The sequence below is a fragment of the Desulfovibrio gilichinskyi genome (genome assembly GCF_900177375.1).
In the GTDB taxonomy this organism is placed as follows: Bacteria; Desulfobacterota; Desulfovibrionia; order Desulfovibrionales; family Desulfovibrionaceae; genus Maridesulfovibrio; species Maridesulfovibrio gilichinskyi.
This window is the reverse complement of record NZ_FWZU01000001.1, coordinates 856,631-873,525: the sequence shown is the minus strand read 5'-3', so window position 1 is coordinate 873,525 and position 16,895 is coordinate 856,631. Positions and strand designations below refer to the sequence as shown.

Here is a 16,895-nt window from a genome sequence, read left to right as displayed (position 1 = left end):
ATATATGCTTAGCAAAGCCCTTGAACAAGCTCTGACTTCTGCTGTTAATGAAGTCAGGCTCAGAAATCACGAGTTTCTTACCCTTGAACATTTGCTTTATGCCATTGTTCAGGAAGAAATAGGCGCGGATATTCTTTCTGGCTGCGGTGCTGAGCTTATACAGCTCAGGAGCCAGCTTGAAAAGTTTTTTGATGAAAATTTAGAACCGCTCCCGAGCGGAGTCGACACAGAAGTCATTCAGACTCTCGGTGTGAGACGAGTCCTCCAGAAAGCCATCTGGCAGAAAAAAGCAGCCGGTAAAGAAGTTGTTGAGGTCGGCGATGTGCTTGCCGCCATGTTCGAAGAAGAGGATTCATACGCCGTATATTTCATGAAAACTCATGATGTCAGCCGGCTTGATATACTTGAATATATTTCACATGCCTTAAGCAATGAAAATGACTGGACTGAAGGACTGAATATCAGCCCTAATTCAGGCGCAGGTCAAAATCCTGATAATGACTTAGGCCAAAGGGGTGGACAGGGAAGATCTCAAGGCAGACCGGGAAGTGGTAAAGATGATAAAAAATCTCCACTCGAAGAGTTTGCAACCAACCTGACCATGAAGGCTAAAGCCGGAAAAATTGATCCGCTTATAGGACGTGATTCTGAAATCGAAAGAACTTTACAGGTACTTTCACGCAGACGGAAGAATAATCCTATTTTTGTAGGTGATCCTGGCGTTGGTAAAACCGCTATGGCGGAGGGACTTGCTCTTGCCATTGCAACTGGTAATGTTCCAAGATCCTTCGAAAATACAGAAGTTTTCGCTCTTGATATGGGTGCTCTTCTTGCCGGAACAAAGTACAGAGGGGATTTTGAATCCCGTTTGAAAGGTGTTCTTGCGCAGATTAAGCATATTCCCGGAGCAATTTTGTTTGTGGATGAAATTCACACTATAGTCGGAGCCGGAGCTGTCAGCGGTGGATCAATGGACGCTTCAAACATCCTCAAGCCGTTTCTGGCTTCCGGTGACGTCCGCTGCATAGGTGCTACGACCTATGAAGAATATAAAAATCATTTTGAAAAAGATCGTGCTTTGTCTCGCAGATTCCAGAAGATAGATATTACTGAACCTTCGGTTGAAGAGACTATTGAAATTCTCAAAGGGCTTAAGCCTTATTATGAAGAGCATCATAAAGTTGTCTATTCTCCGTCAGCCATTAAAGCCGCTGCGGAACTTGCTGCAAGGCATATCAATGAACGTTTTCTGCCGGATAAAGCTATTGACGTAATTGACGAAGCCGGAGCTTTTTACGGTCTAAGCCCGCGTAAGCGCAAAGGGGATAAGATCCTTGTTTCCGATGTAGAAAAGGTAATTTCAAAGATTGCGCGTATTCCGACGCGGCGGATCACCATGTCCGACCGTACCCGTTTGCAGGAACTTGATACTAATCTCAAGTCTGTTGTGTTCGGACAGGATGAAGCTGTAGATATTATTGCCAAGGCTATTCTTCGGTCCAGAGCCGGAATGAAGCAGGTCGGACGGCCTACAGGATCATTTTTGCTTACCGGTCCTACAGGAGTGGGTAAAACCGAGCTTTCAAGGCAGCTTGCTAAAACTATGGGCATTCACTTCATGCGTTTTGATATGAGTGAGTATATGGAAAAACATGCGGTTGCCCGTCTTATCGGTGCTCCTCCCGGATATGTAGGTTTTGATCAGGGTGGTTTGCTGACAGAAGGCGTTCGCAAGAATCCGCATTGTGTTATCCTTTTCGATGAAATTGAAAAAGCGCACCCTGATGTATTCAATATCCTGTTGCAGGTTATGGACTATGCAACTCTTACGGATAATAACGGTAGAAAAGCCGATTTCAGAAATGCTGTATTGCTTATGACTTCAAATGCCGGTGCGCGCGAAATGACTAAAAGCGGAATCGGTTTCGGAGCAGGGGTTCATGGGGCAGAAGACAAGAACTTCGCAATCAAGGCTATTGAAAAGGTATTCAGTCCTGAGTTTCGTAACAGGCTTGACGCGATAGTTTCCTTTAACTCGCTTAAGATTGATGTTATGGAAATGATTGTTGATAAGTTCATTAATGAACTTAACGGACAGCTTGCCGATCAGCGAATCGTTGTTACGCTGGACGATAAATCAAGACGCTGGCTTGCAGAGAAGGGACATGATCCTGCATATGGCGCACGCCCTATGTCTCGGCTTATTCAGACTTCCATCAAAGATGAAATTGCTGATGAAATTCTTTTCGGTAAGCTTGTTAAGGGTGGTCAGGTTCTTATTTCCACCAAGAAAGATAAGAAAAAAGATGAAGTCCTGACTTTTGACTTCAAAGCCGTCGGCAGCGATTAACAGCTTTGATTAAGCGTATTTTTAAGAGTTCAGGAATTTACTTGTATTTAATTAAGGAGGCGGACGTTTTTACGTTCGCCTCTTTGATTTACAACTTGAAATAATTGAATAATGGATTATATTGAAGAATATTAATCAGTAAATTCCGGGGATTCTTATGGTTGTTTACAGACTCATTGAAGAGCCGCTTTTTCCTAACCCTGATGAAGCCGAACCAGACGGACTGCTTGCTGTCGGGGGAGATTTATGCCCTGAACGGCTTTTAGCCGCATATGCCGCTGGGATATTCCCATGGTACGATGAATCCTCTCCGATTTTATGGTGGTCCCTTGATCCTCGTTTGATACTTAATTTTGATAAATTGCATGTTTCAAAACGGATGAAACGTAAAATCAGAAAAAAAGAATATCGCGTTACTTTTGATGCTGATTTTACAGCAGTTATTACTAATTGTGCAGCTAAAGTTCGGCCCGGTCAGAATGGAACATGGATCTTGCAGGAAATTGTGGACGCTTATGTTGAATTGCATCAACTCGGATTTGCGCACAGTGTTGAGGTTTGGAATAAAAAAGGTGAACTTGCAGGCGGCCTGTATGGCGTTTCATTAGGCAGAGTATTTTCTGGCGAATCCATGTTTTTCCTTGAACCTGATGCCTCTAAAATCGGTTTTTCTTATCTGGTAAATTATTTGGAAAACAGAGAATTCCATTTTGTGGATTGCCAGCAACCAACAGACCACCTCAAATCGCTTGGAGCAGAGGAAATCCCACGAGATGAATTTCTTATAATGCTTGAGGATTCTCTGGAATATTCTGCGCTGAGGGGAACTTGGGATTTTTTGCCGGGTGAATATGAACTCATCACGGAAAAACTTTGCAGTTAAGATTGAGTGCATGACTGCAAAAAAAAGAGGACTTCAAAAAATGAAATCCTCTTTTTGTAGTTATCTCATTGAACTGACTAATTATCGTCTTCGCGGGTTTCAACAAGCGGGCGATGCGCGCTGAGATTATATAATCCTCTGAGTGCAAACGGCAGTTTAAAATGAGGAACTTTTTCAAATTTGATGAGGCCGATATCTTTTCCTTCGGACATATAGCAAAGCGGCGGAAGGCCGGAAGGGATTGGAAATTCCATCGGGTTTGAGTTGATAGAATCCAGCCTTGAAGAGTAATGCTCTTTAAGGTACTCAATAACTTGATCGCGCTCATCCAGAGTAAATGATTCCATAACTATTTTGCGATCTTTTTCTGCGTCCGGTACGGAGTCCAACATTGCCGGAGGTCCGAAAAGATTATCCCATGAAATTTCTTTTTCTTCGCTCGGCGCCCATTCCGGTCTGAAAAGGTGTACTTCCACATCACGACGTCCTTTAAAACTGCGAACGATCATAGATACAGCGTAGCCGCGAACAATAGGGATTTCGCCATTTTGTATTTGAATTATCGGAATCATTACTACCTCGTAAAATGAGTGTTTTGAATACTATCAAGTTGTTCAAGAATCTGATTATCATAACTTTTTTAATTTAACTATACAAGTCTGGAAGAAATATCAGCATGTCAGCAAAATTTGAGCTTGTCAGTGACTTTACATTAAAAGGTGATCAGCCGGAAGCGGTGAAGCAGCTTATAGAAAATCTTGAGCACGGCGTTAAAGATCAAGTCCTGCTCGGTGCTACAGGCACTGGAAAGACATTTACCATGGCAAATGTCATTAGCGAGCTGAATCGTCCTGCTCTTGTAATGGCGCCGAACAAAACTTTGGCCGCCCAGCTTTTTAATGAGTTTAAAGCTCTGTTTCCTCATAACGCCGTAGAATATTTTGTCAGTTATTACGATTATTACCAGCCGGAAGCATATCTTCCTCACTCTGACACTTTTATTGAAAAAGATTCCTCGATTAATGATGATATTGATAAGCTCAGACATTCAGCAACACATGCTTTGCTTACGCGGCGAGATGTTATCATTGTTGCTTCTGTTTCGTGTATCTACGGTCTCGGTTCTCCTGAATTCTACGCGCGCATGATAATTCCTATCGAAGAAGGACAGGAATTCCCCATGGAAAAGCTCATGGACCGGCTGATAGAAGTTCAATACGTCAGAAATGATTATGACTTCCATCGCGGAACATTTCGCGTGCGTGGTGATGTTATTGAAATTATTCCTGCCTACAGCCGTGAACAAGCTTTAAGAATTGAATTTTTCGGCGATGAAATTGATTCTATTCTGGAAACCGATCCTCTTACCGGAGAAGTGACCGGACGAAGACGTAAAACCGTTATTTATCCGGCAAGTCACTTTGTTTCGGACAAAGATAACCTTGAAAGAGCGGTTGAAGATATCCGTGTTGAGCTTTTCGATACGCTTAATAAGTATAAGCGGGAAAATAAACTTGTTGAAGCACAGCGCATTGAACAGCGAACAATGTATGACCTTGAAATGATTGAAGAGGTCGGATATTGTAGCGGTATTGAAAACTATTCCCGCCATTTAGACGGGCGTAAAGAGGGTGATCCTCCGGCAACATTGATTCATTATTTTCCGGATGATTTTATACTTTTCATGGATGAATCGCATATTGCCGTCCCGCAGGTCGGCGCCATGTATAACGGGGACCGTTCCAGAAAAACAACTCTGGTAAATTTCGGGTTCAGGCTTCCGTCGGCCCTTGATAACCGTCCACTTTGTTTTGATGAATTTTTAGAAAAAGTCGGGCAGACCGTTTATGTTTCGGCAACACCTGGTCCTTGGGAAATTGATAAAGCACAAGGGCTTGTAGTCGAGCAGATTATCCGCCCGACAGGTCTGCTTGATCCTGTCGTTGAAGTTCGTCCTTCAAAAGGGCAGATGGATGATCTGCTTGCGGAATGTAAAATTCGAGAGAGCAGGCACGAACGCGTGCTGATCACAACTCTGACTAAAAGAATGTCGGAAGATCTGACAGAATATTTTAATCAGATGGGTGTTGAAGCTAAGTATCTTCACTCTGATATTGATACTATGGAGCGTATGGCTATTATCCAGTCTTTGCGGGCCGGTGAATTTACAGCTTTAGTAGGTATCAATCTGCTTAGAGAAGGGCTTGATATTCCTGAAGTTTCCTTAGTTGCAATACTGGATGCGGATAAGGAAGGGTTTTTGAGGTCGAATCGTTCTTTGATTCAGACCTTCGGGCGAGCTGCTAGAAATTCAGACGGTTTAGTAATCCTTTATGCTGACAGAGTTACCAACTCAATGCGGACAGCTATGGATGAAACTGCACGCAGGCGGATTAAGCAGATTGAATACAACACTGAGAACGGGATCACCCCGCAAACTATACGTAAATCACTGGATAATATGCTTGGAAGTCTGTATTCTGCCAAAGCTTCCGGTGAAAAAGCTAAGATTGCCGCTGAAGAACTTTCCGAATTTGGATTTGATCCTGTTAAAATTGAAAAAATGGTCCGTAAGCTTGAAAAAGAAATGCGCAAATATGCAAGCGAGCTTGAATTTGAAAAAGCTGCCGAACTTAGAGACCGCATTCAGCGTTTACGTGATAAACTTATTACTTTGGGTTAACCCCCGCAAAGTTGTGGACAGTCAGGAATGAAATCCAAATCCATATATGTAAGAATGCTGAACCTCAGGCGCGAATTTGGTATATTCTGGGGGGTCGTTGCAGGTTTTATTTATATGCTGCTGGTATTTATCGGCGGCATTTTCGGTTACATGTGGATTGAAGGATGGAATTTTTTAAATAGTTTTTACATGGTTGTAATCACATTATCGACCGTCGGTTTCATGGAGGTTTTACCTCTATCGGAAAAAGGACGGATTCTGACTTCCCTGCTTATTTTAGGCGGAGTCGGTGGTTTTGCTTATTTGATCGGAGCCTTTTCGCAATTATTAGTCGAAGGACGTTTGCAAGCTATTCTCGGGAGACGCAGAATGCAGAAGACAATCGGAAAATTCAAAGATCATATCATTGTCTGCGGATACGGCAGAATCGGTGCAATTGTAACTGAAGAAGTTATGAATGAAGGGCTTGATATTGTTGTTATCGAGAGCAACCCTGAGTTGATAACTCAAATGGAAGCTGCCGGAATAACCTGTCTTGAAGGGGATGCAACTAAAGATGATACGCTGAAACTCGCCGGACTCGACAGAGCAAAATCCCTTATCGCCGCTTTGTCAGATGAAGCTGCAAATGTTTATGTAACGTTGATCGCCCGCCAGTTCAGTTCAAAAGTAAATATTATTGCACGCGGAAACAACAAGACCAGTATCTCGAGGCTTGAATTTGCCGGAGCAGACAGAGTTGTACTTCCGCATACAATAGGCGGGATCCGTATGGCCCAGTCTGTGCTGCGCCCGACCGTTACCAACTTTCTTGATATTGCTATGCGCGGGAAAATCGACCTGCAAATGGAAGAGCTTTTTGTCACTGAAAAGTCTGAATTAGTAGGTCAGGATTTAATTGCATCTCAAATTCGTCCTCGCTTTAATTTAATCATTATTGCTATTAGAAAAAATACCGGTGACATGGTTTTCAACCCCGGACCGAAAGAAATTATCGGAGCTGGTGATACTCTTTTAACTGTAGGTAAAATTTCTGACCTGTCAGCCATTCAGAAAATTTTGTAGTTGATTGAATAAGGTCATTCCGTTAAACCGCTGGAAGACCTTTCTGCTTCCTTTAACTATTGATTTTATAATATTAATTTATTCAAATTCTTATCAAACATAATCATCAAATATTAATATACCGTGAAAAAAACAGACGAAAAAAAGATTGAAGAGCTTGTAAAAAGACTCGAAAAGCATAACGAAGATTATCGCCGCGGCATGCCTACTATCAGCGATGCCAGATATGATGAATTAACTGAGGAATTACGTGACCTTGCTCCTGAGCATCCCTACCTTACGAAAGTTGAGCCTGAAAATTTCAGCAATAAGGTTGAAATAAGGCATCCTAAACCGATGCTTTCAACCGAAAAAGCTTATACTGTTGAAGAGCTTGAAAGGTTTGTTCAGAGAGTGGAGAAAGAAGCTAAATCGCTTGGTATTCAAAAAGTTGAATATAGAGTAACTCCCAAACTTGATGGCCTTGCTGCCCGTGACGACGGAAATATTTTTGCTACACGCGGCAACGGCGAAGTCGGATACGAAATTTCGAGTGCATTTGCTAAAGGCGTAATTGCTGTAGGCGGGCGCGGGCAGGGCGTTGGCGAAATTGTGTGCAGTCAGGATTATTTTGACGAACACCTTTCCGATATTTTTGAGCATCCACGTAATATGGTTGTCGGTATTATTACTTCTGATAATGTAAATGAAGCTTCAAAACAGGCTTTGCAGGACGAAGCTATCCGCTTTGTTCCTTACAGCACGCTTCCTAAAAAAGTTGTGGATGGTAAAGAACTTGTCCGCGATGTCTGGAAGATTACAGATGAGTTATGGGAACAGGCCGGTTATCCGCTTGACGGAATGGTTGCCGAAGTTACAGATGTGCGATTGCAGGAAGCGCTTGGATCAACTGCGCATCACTACAGGTGGCAGATTGCTATTAAAAAGAAGGGTGAATCCGCTGTAACCACTGTTAACGATATTCGCTGGCAGGTTGGTCGTATGGGAGCTGTTACACCTGTTATGGAAGTGGAGCCTGTTTCGGTTTCAGGCGCGACAATCAGCAACGTTACCGCTCATAATGCGGGAATGCTTCGGGATCACTCCATAGGCAAAGGCGCAGTGATACGGATTATTCGCAGCGGTGAAGTTATTCCGAAGCTTGAAGAAGTTATCAAACCTGCTGCGTCAGTGGAACTTCCCGCAAATTGCCCTTCGTGTAATGCTGAGCTTTTCTGGCAGAATGATTTTTTGAAATGTCCTGATTTTAATTGTCCTGCCAGAGCAGAACAGCGTCTTGAATATTGGTTTAAAACGCTGGGAAATGCTGATTGGTTTGGAAAAAAGACTATTGCCCGACTTGTAACAGCAGGGCGTAATTCCCTTGAGTCTGTTTACACAATGGGTGAAGAAGATTTCATTAAACTTGGTTTCGGTCCGGTTCAATCCGCCAATCTGGCAGAGGCAATTTATATCAGCCGTACTAAAGAAACTGATGATTGGAGATTTCTGGCCGCATTTGGTATACCTGATCTTGGTAAAGCAGACAGTCGTAAGTTGCTTGGCCATTTTAAGCTTGAAGATATTCTTTCTGTAAAACAAGCTGACCTTGCAGAAATTCATGGTTTCGGAGCCATTACCAGCTATTCTGTTACTGTCGGGATTGAGGCTATTAAAGAAACCATTCTGCATATGCTTGAATTCAATTTCAATTTACGCCGTACCCCGCTTGAAAGTGATACTAAGAGCGTTGAAAGTCCTGTAACTGGTAAAGGGATAGTATTTACAGGCAAAATGGTTCAGGGTTCACGCGAGGATATGCAGGCCATGGCTCGCAGGCTTGGAGCCAATGTTCAGACTTCTGTTACCGGAAAGACTGATTTTCTTGTTTGCGGAAGCAGCGTCGGTGATAAAAAGATGGAAGCAGCCAGAGCTAAAGGCGTTGAAATTATGACCGAAAGTGAATTTATGGATATAGTCAGCAAAAGCTGATTTTATTACGAAATTAAATTTTCATTGTTTAATATAAGCAATTAAATGGTTCAGAATAGGACCGAAATTTTAGGAGCACAAAATGACTGACATAGTAATTATCGGGGCAAAAGGACGGATGGGCGCATCCTTGGTGCGTCTTGTTCAGGAAAATGATGATCTTAAGCTTGCAGCTGTAATGGAACGTTCAGGATGTGAAAAAGGTCTTGATACTTTAGGATGTGTCTGCGGAACTTCGCCTGAAGAAGTTCTGGTTAAAGTTCCGGGCGCGGTTATTATCGACTTTACAGCACCTGCGGCAACTTTGAAATTGCTTGAGACTGCCTCCATTACCGGAAATCCGGTTGTTATCGGAACCACAGGTATGACAGCGGAAGATCTGGCTAAAGTCGGTGAATACGCAAAGAAAATTCCTATATTCCTTGCTCCTAATATGAGTGTCGGCGTGAATGTTCTGCTGAAAATACTGCCGGAACTTGTGCGCATGCTGGGACCGGATTATGATCTTGAAATGACTGAAATTCATCATAATAAAAAGGTTGATGCCCCAAGCGGAACAGCTCTTAAACTGGCTGAATGCATGGCAGAAGCCAGAGGTCTTGTTTATGATGAAGTTAAAAAGCATGGCCGTGACGGTATTGTCGGCGCGAGAACTAAAGATGAAATCGGTGTAATGGCTGTTCGCGGCGGAGATGTTGTAGGCGATCATACTGCTTATTTCTTCGGCCCCGGGGAACGCATTGAAGTGACTCACCGTGCGCACTCCCGTGATACTTTTGCTCAGGGAGCATTGAGAGCTGCTGCGTGGCTTGCTACTCAGAAACCCGGCAAAGTTTACAATATGGCTGATATTTTTTAACTTCTATTATATCCGCTACAATCAAATTAAATTTTGTGGCTGAAAGCAGTGCAAAAGGTTATTAGGTCGTATCGGTTTATCCGGTACGACCTTTTTTATTAATTAATTCAGATCGAGAATTTTATTTTTTAAAAGTTAAATTAACACTTTAAGTTTTAGTTTAAACAGCTAAAGTTACAAGGCATGACTGAAAATAATAAATCTTCACGAAATATTGCGCTGTCGCTCGGAGCATTAGGGGTTGTTTTCGGTGATATCGGAACAAGTCCGCTTTACGCTTTAAAAGCATGTTTCAGCGGGTATCACGCCATTCCGTTAACTCAAGCTAATGTACTTGGGGTTCTATCGCTTATTATCTGGTCGCTTTTTGTGGTTATCAGCCTAAAATATGTAACTTTTGTAATGGCCGCAGATAATAAAGGCGAAGGCGGAATCTTTGCTCTGTATGAGCTTGTAAGACAAAGCAAAGGCACTAAATCAGCATCTGTTATGCTTATTTCATCTTTAATCGGCGGTGCATTGCTGTATGGTGACGGAGTTATCACCCCGGCAATTTCTGTCCTTTCAGCCATTGAGGGGCTTGATGTAGCAACCACTGCGGCTCACGATTATATAATTTATATCTCTTGTACCATCCTGCTCGTTCTATTTGCCTTTCAGCGTAGCGGAACTGATAAAATAGGACGTTTGTTCGGGCCGATAATGATGGTTTGGTTTGCGGTTATAGGTGTTTTCGGGGCTCTTTCAATGCTGGATAATCCAATTGTGTTAGAAGCTTTCAGCCCGTTATACGGGGTCAGTTTCTTTGCCGAGAACGGTATTGCCGGAACACTTGTTCTCGGAGCTGTTGTTTTATGCGTTACCGGAGGAGAAGCTCTCTTCGCTGATATGGGCCATTTTGGACGAAAACCCATCACTTTGGCATGGTACTTTGTGGCATTGCCTAGTCTATTGCTAAATTATTTAGGACAAGGCGCGCTTCTCATAAATAATCCAATGTTGATTATTCATCCCTTTTTCAGCTTATTTCCAAAAGCAATAATCTTTCCGATTGTCGGACTTGCCACAATGGCTGCGATTATTGCCTCGCAGGCTATTATTTCAGGTGCTTTTTCGCTGACATCTCAGGCGGTTCATCTGGGGTTCATACCGCGGATTCGTATTTTACAAACATCCGAGCTTAATCCGGGGCAGGTTTATGTTTCATCCATTAACTGGATTATGGCTGCGCTCAGTATTTTTTTAGTAGTTTCCTTCAAACATTCAGAAGAGCTTGCCGGAGCATACGGAATAGCAATTACCGGAACTATGGTTATTACAACCTACCTTTTCTGGTTCTACCTAAGGAATATTAAAAAGTGGAATATTGTCCCTGCGGTATTGCTGATCAGTTTTTTTGCATGTTTTGACTTAGGCTTTTTAATAGTCAACTTCACCAAAATTCGCGGCGGAGGCTGGTTTCCAATTCTGCTAGCTGCCATTGTTGCTTATATAATGTACGTTTGGCTGTGGGGCAGGGAAGAAATTTATGGTCATATAATGGATAAAGGACTGCGTATATCCGACCTTGAGCCCGAAATAGAAAAATATTTGCTCGCTAAAATTCCAGGTGAGGCTGTGTTTCTTACTGCTTCAAATTATATTCCGGTAGCTTTTTTACAGCACCTTAGAAGAAACAGGGTTGTTCATGAAAAATTAGTTTTTTTGCAGGTAGAGACTCAAAATCAGCCTTATGTTGATTCAGGAAAGCGAATTTCTGTAAAAAAACTTAAGAATAATGTCTCGTGGGTAACCGTTTCATATGGCTTTATGGAAAAACCGAATGTGCCGGTAGCTGTTTTTCAAGCGTGGAATCAGATAGCTGTCAGTCGGGATGAATGTAATTACTATGTCGGGAAGGTATCTATAAAATTTAATCCAGAGCGGACTGACAATAAATTTAAACGGAAACTGTTTATTCTTTTAAGCTCAATTTCAAATAACCCTGTAGATTATTTTAAAATACCTGAAGATCTGGTTGTTACAATCGGCACAGGAGTTAAGCTGTAAGTGGTAATTGCTTATCTAATGATAGAATTGTTTACTGGATAAATTCAGCCATAAAATCATAAACTGATTTCATTTCATCTTCTATGACGAGCATGTCTTTGTATGCTTGTTCGGTATCGCCATCCAGAGCACTATGTTCAAGGTGAAGGCAGGCATCTCTGACTTTGTCGGCTCCCATCGTTGCCGCCGCTCCTTTCAAGGAGTGAGCCAGATATTTAAGGTCATCCATTTTGCCGCCTTGCAGGGCTTCTCTGATTTTTACTACTCTGGCGGGTTCGTCACGCAGGAATACTGTAAAAAGTTTTTTGAGAAACTCTTTTTTAGTCGAAGCCATGGATTCAAGCCAATCTTTGTTGATTATTTCATTAGTCATCATCGTGGGAAGATAAGTCAAAACTTAATACTTTTCTACAAGTTTTCACACATCAGTGTATGAAATTGCATTAAAGTAAGCAGTTGTTTTAGAGATTTCCAAATGATTCGCGAAGTTAACTGATTTGTCTAAATCAGTTGTTATTATGAGCAAATATTTGTCTGACAAGGAAAAGGCCGGGTTCTAACCCGGCCACTCAAACAAATATTGATTCAGATATTCACGTTGCTTACTATAGCTGTGAAAGTTTCTCGCTTGGGATCATGCTGATTTTGTGCTCTTTCAGTAATTCAATTGCCTGATCAGTGCGGTCAAAACGGAAAATAATTACAGCGTTATCACCGCTTTGCTGAACAAATGCATACATATATTCAACGTTGATACTTGCATTTCTAAGCATTTCCAGCAAACCGTGAAGTCCGCCCGGCTTATCGTCGACAACTACGGCTACAACGGTAGTTTTACCAACGGTAAATCCTGCATCTTTCAGAGTTGCCTGAGCTTTTTCAAAGTCGGAAACAATCAGTCTTAAGATGCCGAAGTCTGAAGTGTCTGCAAGAGAAAGAGCACGGATATTGACTTTGGCTTCACTAAGAAGGCGGGTTACTTCCGCAAGTCTTCCTGCACGGTTTTCAAGGAATATAGATAGCTGATCACATTTCATAGTGTACCTCGCTTTTAGTTAGTTCAGTTATTGGTTCTGGTTGCGAAGGTCGAGAATCCTTTTGGCTTTACCGACTGAACGTTCAATAGATTTTGGTTCAACCAGTTTAATACAAGCTGTTACGCCAAGGAACTCTTTAATATTTCTTTGTATCTTTCTTTCAAGGGACTGTAAATTTTTAATTGCATCAGAGAAAGAGGTTCCTGCGATTTCAACTTTAACAGTTAAAATGTCAAGATTTCCTTCTCTATGAATTTCAAGCAGGTAGTGCGGAGACACTCCCTCGGTTTCAATGAGAATGGACTCGATCTGTGAAGGGAAGACGTTGACACCGCGGATGATAAGCATGTCATCGCTTCTGCCTGTCACACGCTGCATTCTTGCAAGAGTTCTTCCGCAGCGGCAAGGAGTGTAGTTAATTCTCGTCAGGTCGCGGGTGCGGTAGCGGATAAGCGGAATACCTTCTTTTGTGAGTGTGGTGATAACTAATTCACCTACTTCACCAGGCTTGGCAGGTTCGCCTGTTTCCGGATTGATTATTTCGGGCAGGAAATGATCTTCCATAATGTGCAGGCCGTCCTGTGCTTCCGCACATTCCATTGCAACGCCCGGTCCCATAATTTCGGATAAGCCGTAAATATCAAGAGCCTTGATGCTTAGTTTATCCTCAATTTCGCGGCGCATTGCCTCTGTCCACGGCTCGGCTCCGAAAATACCTACTTTTAGTGGTAATTCTCTGAAATCAATGCCCATTTCTTTTCCGGTTTCATGCAGGAAAAGAGCATACGATGGAGTACAGCAGATAGCCGTTGATCCGAAATCTTTTAAAAGCATTACCTGCCGTCTTGTTCCTCCGCCTGAAACAGGAAGGATAGTCGCACCGAGAGCCTCTGCTCCGTAATGCGCGCCGAGACCACCTGTAAATAAACCGTATCCGTAGGCATTATGAATGCAATCTTCGGGAGTCAGTCCGGCCATTGCAAAAGATCGGGCCATCATTCCGGCCCAGTTCGCGATGTCCCGTTTGGTATAACCTACGACAGTAGCCTTTCCTGTTGTACCGGAAGAGGAATGAATTCTGACAATATTTTCACGGGAAACTGCGAAGAGGCCGTAAGGGTAGTGGTTGCGAAGATCTTGTTTTTCAGTAAACGGTAATTTTTTAAGATCAGAAAGTGAGTTGATATCGTCAGGTGTAATGCCAAGTTCTTTAAACTTATTTGTGTAAAACGGGACATTGGCATAAACTCGTTCGCAAAGCTGTTTAAGACGTTTGAGTTGAAGTGTTTCCAGTTCTTCTCTAGGCATAGTTTCTTTATCTATATCGAAGATCATTAATTGCCTCCTGTCCAGCTTATTCCTTAGTAATAAGAGGAGATATAGGTGAAAAAAAGAGCCAAAGGAAAGAACCGATGGCTCTGAAAGTTTAATCTGCGCTTAAATCAATAGCAAATTTTAAATGAAATCAACTGTGATTAAGCCTGCTTGCTTATATCTCATAGCTCATTGCTGACAGTCAAGTTTGAATCTTTAAATATTAATTTTCTTCATTTTTGAAGATAAAATTTAATTATTTTGTATATGAATGAAAATTGATTGATGGTATTGATTGCGTACCGTGCATAAATTCTCTATATAATCTTATTGTACGTTAAACACTGCGAGTGGGACTGGGTCTGATTATTCATGATGGATGAATATCGCGCAGGGGTTTTAGAACCCTATATCCCGTTTATCGCAGTTTATTCAAAGTGCGTTTCTTGCTTTAATGGGGAACGCCGAGTTTATAAATAAAAAAGAATGAAAACTAAAAGTAAAAAATTCAAAGAGATTGAGACCAAGGAAAAACTTCAGCTTATTGCAGAATGGCTGGATGAGAAACAGGCAATCGACGTTGTTGCTATTGATGTAACAGGAATTTGCCCGATTTCAGAAATCGTGATGGTTGTCAGTGCGAAAGGTGTTCGCCATGCTCAGTCTCTGGCAGACAACATCCTTGAGAAACTTGCGATTGAGAATATTGAATATCTCGGAATGGAAGGTTATCAGACCGGAGATTGGATTCTTCTGGATTTAAACGATATTATCATCCACATTTTTCAGGAAGATAATCGCGCTTTTTATAACGTTGAAGGGTTGTGGTCTGAAGGAAAAAGAGTCGAGTTGGATACTAACCGGTAGGCCGCGTGCCGCCGTTTTGAGGTCTATATCATGTTAAAGCAATCCGGTTCTCCCACGGTTCTCCTTATTCTGGATGGATGGGGAATTGCTCCGAAAAGTAAAGGTAATGCTGTGCAGCTTGCCAATACTCCGATTTTGGACGGTCTTTTTAAGAGTTGTCCTAATACTCACCTTAAGTGTTCCGGTAGGGCTGTCGGTTTACCTGACGGTTTTATGGGAAACTCCGAGGTCGGGCATACCAATATCGGAGCAGGGCGTGTTGTTTATCAGGACATGACTAGAATTGATATTGATATCGAACAAGATACATTCGCAAAGAATGATGCCATATGTGATTTAATTGATAATGTGAAAGCTTCCGGCGGCTGTCTCCATTTTATGGGGCTGCTTTCAGACGGCGGAGTGCATTCACACATCAATCATCTTTTTGCACTGCTTAAAGTTGCTAAGGATGCCGGAGTGCGGGAAGTATTTATTCATGCTTTTATGGATGGACGTGATACTTCGCCTACCAAAGGCAAAAAATACATGCAGCAGCTTGTAGACAAAATGGCTGAAATCGGAATCGGAAAAGTTGCGACCATTTCCGGCAGATATTATTCAATGGACCGCGATAAGCATTATGAGCGCAATGAGCTGTCTTACCGCGCGTTAGTGCTCGGTGAAGGTGTTGAAGCTTCTGATCCGGTGAAAGCTGTTGAAGATGCATACGCAGCAGGTGAAACAGATGAATTCATCAAACCGCGTGTACTGACAGAAAACGATGGACTTTTGCGCGATGAAGACGGAGTTTTCTTTTTCAATTTCAGGGCGGATCGCGCTCGTCAGATGTGCAGAATTTTATGTGACGAAGATTTTTCGGAATTTGAACGTCCTATTGTTCCTGCATTCTGTGATTTCGTGACCATGACCCGTTACGAAAGTGACTTTGATTTTCCGACAGCTTTTCCTCCGCAGAATATAATTAATCCTATCGGAGAAGTTATTTCCAATGCCGGACTTAAGCAGCTTAGAATCGCAGAAACTGAAAAATATGCGCATGTTACATATTTTATGAATGGCGGACGGGAAGAGCCTTTTCCTAACGAGGATAGACTTCTTGTTCCATCCCCACGTGAAGTGGCCACTTACGACCAAAAACCGCAGATGAGTGCCGAAGAAGTAACTGATAAACTGGTGAAAGCTTTACCGGATTATTCTTTATGTATCTGCAACCTCGCGAATTTGGACATGGTCGGTCATTCCGGAATAATTCCGGCGGCGATATCAGCCTGTGAGACTGTTGATGCGTGCGTTGGTAGAATTGTTGCTGCGGTTGAAAAACTCGGCGGACAGATATTCCTGACTGCGGACCATGGTAATGCGGAAGAGATGATTGACGCAAACGGCGGACCGCAAACAGCTCACAGTTTGAATGAAGTTCCATTAGTCTTCATCGGTGACGTATTTAAAGGCAGAACTCCTGTTACGGGAGCTTTGTGTGATATTGCTCCGTCTATTTTGAATGTAATGGGCATTTCTGTTCCAAAGGAAATGACCGGAAAAAATCTTATTGAGAGTTAATAAATGTCTGAATCAGGAAAGCCTTTATCTCCTGTCCGCCCAAGCGGTATGGAGATAATTTTTCTATATCCCTGTCCATTTTGTGAAAGATCTGTACCGTTTATTGCTCCGACGCAGCCTGTTATGGTTCAATGTGATTCGTGCCGTAAAAACTTTCCAATTGTTCCTGTTGATGAAAAGTTAGTCAGGTTTTATAAAACCATGCTTGCAAACGGGCATGCTGCAATCGATCCGGATTTTTTTTAACTGACCAG

14 protein-coding genes are annotated in these 16,895 nt (G+C 42.4%); 10 read left to right on the top strand and 4 right to left on the bottom strand.

Annotated features, from left to right (window positions below):
• Positions 1–4 precede the first annotated feature (4 nt).
• Together clpA and aat are read left to right on the top strand one after the other, a co-directional pair.
• Positions 5–2,350 (top strand): ATP-dependent Clp protease ATP-binding subunit ClpA, encoded by a 2,346-nt coding sequence (gene clpA / locus B9N78_RS04060; RefSeq protein WP_085098683.1) that lies wholly within the window; start codon positions 5–7, stop codon positions 2,348–2,350.
• Positions 2,351–2,507: 157 nt separating this feature from the next.
• Entirely contained in the window at positions 2,508–3,233 is a 726-nt protein-coding gene (gene aat / locus B9N78_RS04055) for a leucyl/phenylalanyl-tRNA--protein transferase (RefSeq protein ID WP_085098680.1), read from the top strand.
• A 77-nt stretch (positions 3,234–3,310) separates the two neighbouring features.
• On the opposite strand, the gene B9N78_RS04050 is transcribed toward aat, so the two are convergent.
• The gene (locus B9N78_RS04050) at positions 3,311–3,805 is read right to left on the bottom strand and encodes a hypothetical protein (RefSeq protein WP_085098676.1); all 495 of its coding nucleotides are present in this window, start codon (positions 3,803–3,805) and stop codon (positions 3,311–3,313) included.
• Between the two features lie 104 nt (positions 3,806–3,909).
• On the opposite strand from B9N78_RS04050, the gene uvrB reads away from it, so the two are divergent.
• The 5 genes from uvrB to B9N78_RS04025 all read left to right on the top strand — a co-directional run bounded on the left by uvrB (position 3,910) and on the right by B9N78_RS04025 (position 11,860).
• Complete coding sequence (uvrB, locus tag B9N78_RS04045; RefSeq protein WP_085098673.1) at positions 3,910–5,916, top strand: excinuclease ABC subunit UvrB; 2,007 nt, start codon at positions 3,910–3,912, stop codon at positions 5,914–5,916.
• 27 nt (positions 5,917–5,943) lie between these two features.
• A complete protein-coding gene (locus tag B9N78_RS04040; RefSeq protein WP_085098670.1) occupies positions 5,944–6,981 on the top strand; it encodes a potassium channel family protein in 1,038 nt (345 codons plus the stop codon).
• A 123-nt stretch (positions 6,982–7,104) separates the two neighbouring features.
• The gene (locus tag B9N78_RS04035) at positions 7,105–8,952 is read left to right on the top strand and encodes a BRCT domain-containing protein (RefSeq protein ID WP_085098667.1); all 1,848 of its coding nucleotides are present in this window, start codon (positions 7,105–7,107) and stop codon (positions 8,950–8,952) included.
• A gap of 82 nt (positions 8,953–9,034) precedes the next feature.
• Complete coding sequence (dapB, locus tag B9N78_RS04030) at positions 9,035–9,811, top strand: 4-hydroxy-tetrahydrodipicolinate reductase (protein ID WP_085098664.1); 777 nt, start codon at positions 9,035–9,037, stop codon at positions 9,809–9,811.
• A 183-nt stretch (positions 9,812–9,994) separates the two neighbouring features.
• Positions 9,995–11,860 (top strand): potassium transporter Kup, encoded by a 1,866-nt coding sequence (locus B9N78_RS04025; protein WP_085098661.1) that lies wholly within the window; start codon positions 9,995–9,997, stop codon positions 11,858–11,860.
• A 31-nt stretch (positions 11,861–11,891) separates the two neighbouring features.
• Here B9N78_RS04025 and B9N78_RS04020 read toward each other — a convergent pair whose 3' ends face one another.
• The 3 genes from B9N78_RS04020 to B9N78_RS04010 all read right to left on the bottom strand — a co-directional run bounded on the left by B9N78_RS04020 (position 11,892) and on the right by B9N78_RS04010 (position 14,232).
• Positions 11,892–12,254 (bottom strand): Hpt domain-containing protein, encoded by a 363-nt coding sequence (locus tag B9N78_RS04020; protein WP_245805454.1) that lies wholly within the window; start codon positions 12,252–12,254, stop codon positions 11,892–11,894.
• Between the two features lie 211 nt (positions 12,255–12,465).
• Positions 12,466–12,897 carry an ACT domain-containing protein gene (locus B9N78_RS04015; RefSeq protein ID WP_085098655.1) on the bottom strand — a complete coding sequence of 144 codons (432 nt, stop codon included), beginning with the start codon at positions 12,895–12,897 and terminating at the stop codon, positions 12,466–12,468.
• A gap of 27 nt (positions 12,898–12,924) precedes the next feature.
• Entirely contained in the window at positions 12,925–14,232 is a 1,308-nt protein-coding gene (locus tag B9N78_RS04010; protein ID WP_085098652.1) for a phenylacetate--CoA ligase family protein, read from the bottom strand.
• 465 nt (positions 14,233–14,697) lie between these two features.
• On the opposite strand from B9N78_RS04010, the gene rsfS reads away from it, so the two are divergent.
• From rsfS to B9N78_RS03995, 3 genes are read left to right on the top strand one after another with little or no spacing between them, the layout of a single operon-like run.
• Positions 14,698–15,078, top strand: coding sequence for a ribosome silencing factor (gene rsfS / locus B9N78_RS04005; RefSeq protein WP_085098649.1), 381 nt, complete (start codon positions 14,698–14,700; stop codon positions 15,076–15,078).
• Positions 15,079–15,108: 30 nt separating this feature from the next.
• Positions 15,109–16,641 (top strand): 2,3-bisphosphoglycerate-independent phosphoglycerate mutase, encoded by a 1,533-nt coding sequence (gene gpmI, locus B9N78_RS04000; RefSeq protein ID WP_085098646.1) that lies wholly within the window; start codon positions 15,109–15,111, stop codon positions 16,639–16,641.
• 3 nt (positions 16,642–16,644) lie between these two features.
• Positions 16,645–16,887, top strand: a complete 243-nt coding sequence (locus tag B9N78_RS03995) for a hypothetical protein (protein ID WP_085098643.1) — start codon at positions 16,645–16,647, stop codon at positions 16,885–16,887.
• Positions 16,888–16,895: the final 8 nt, after the last annotated feature.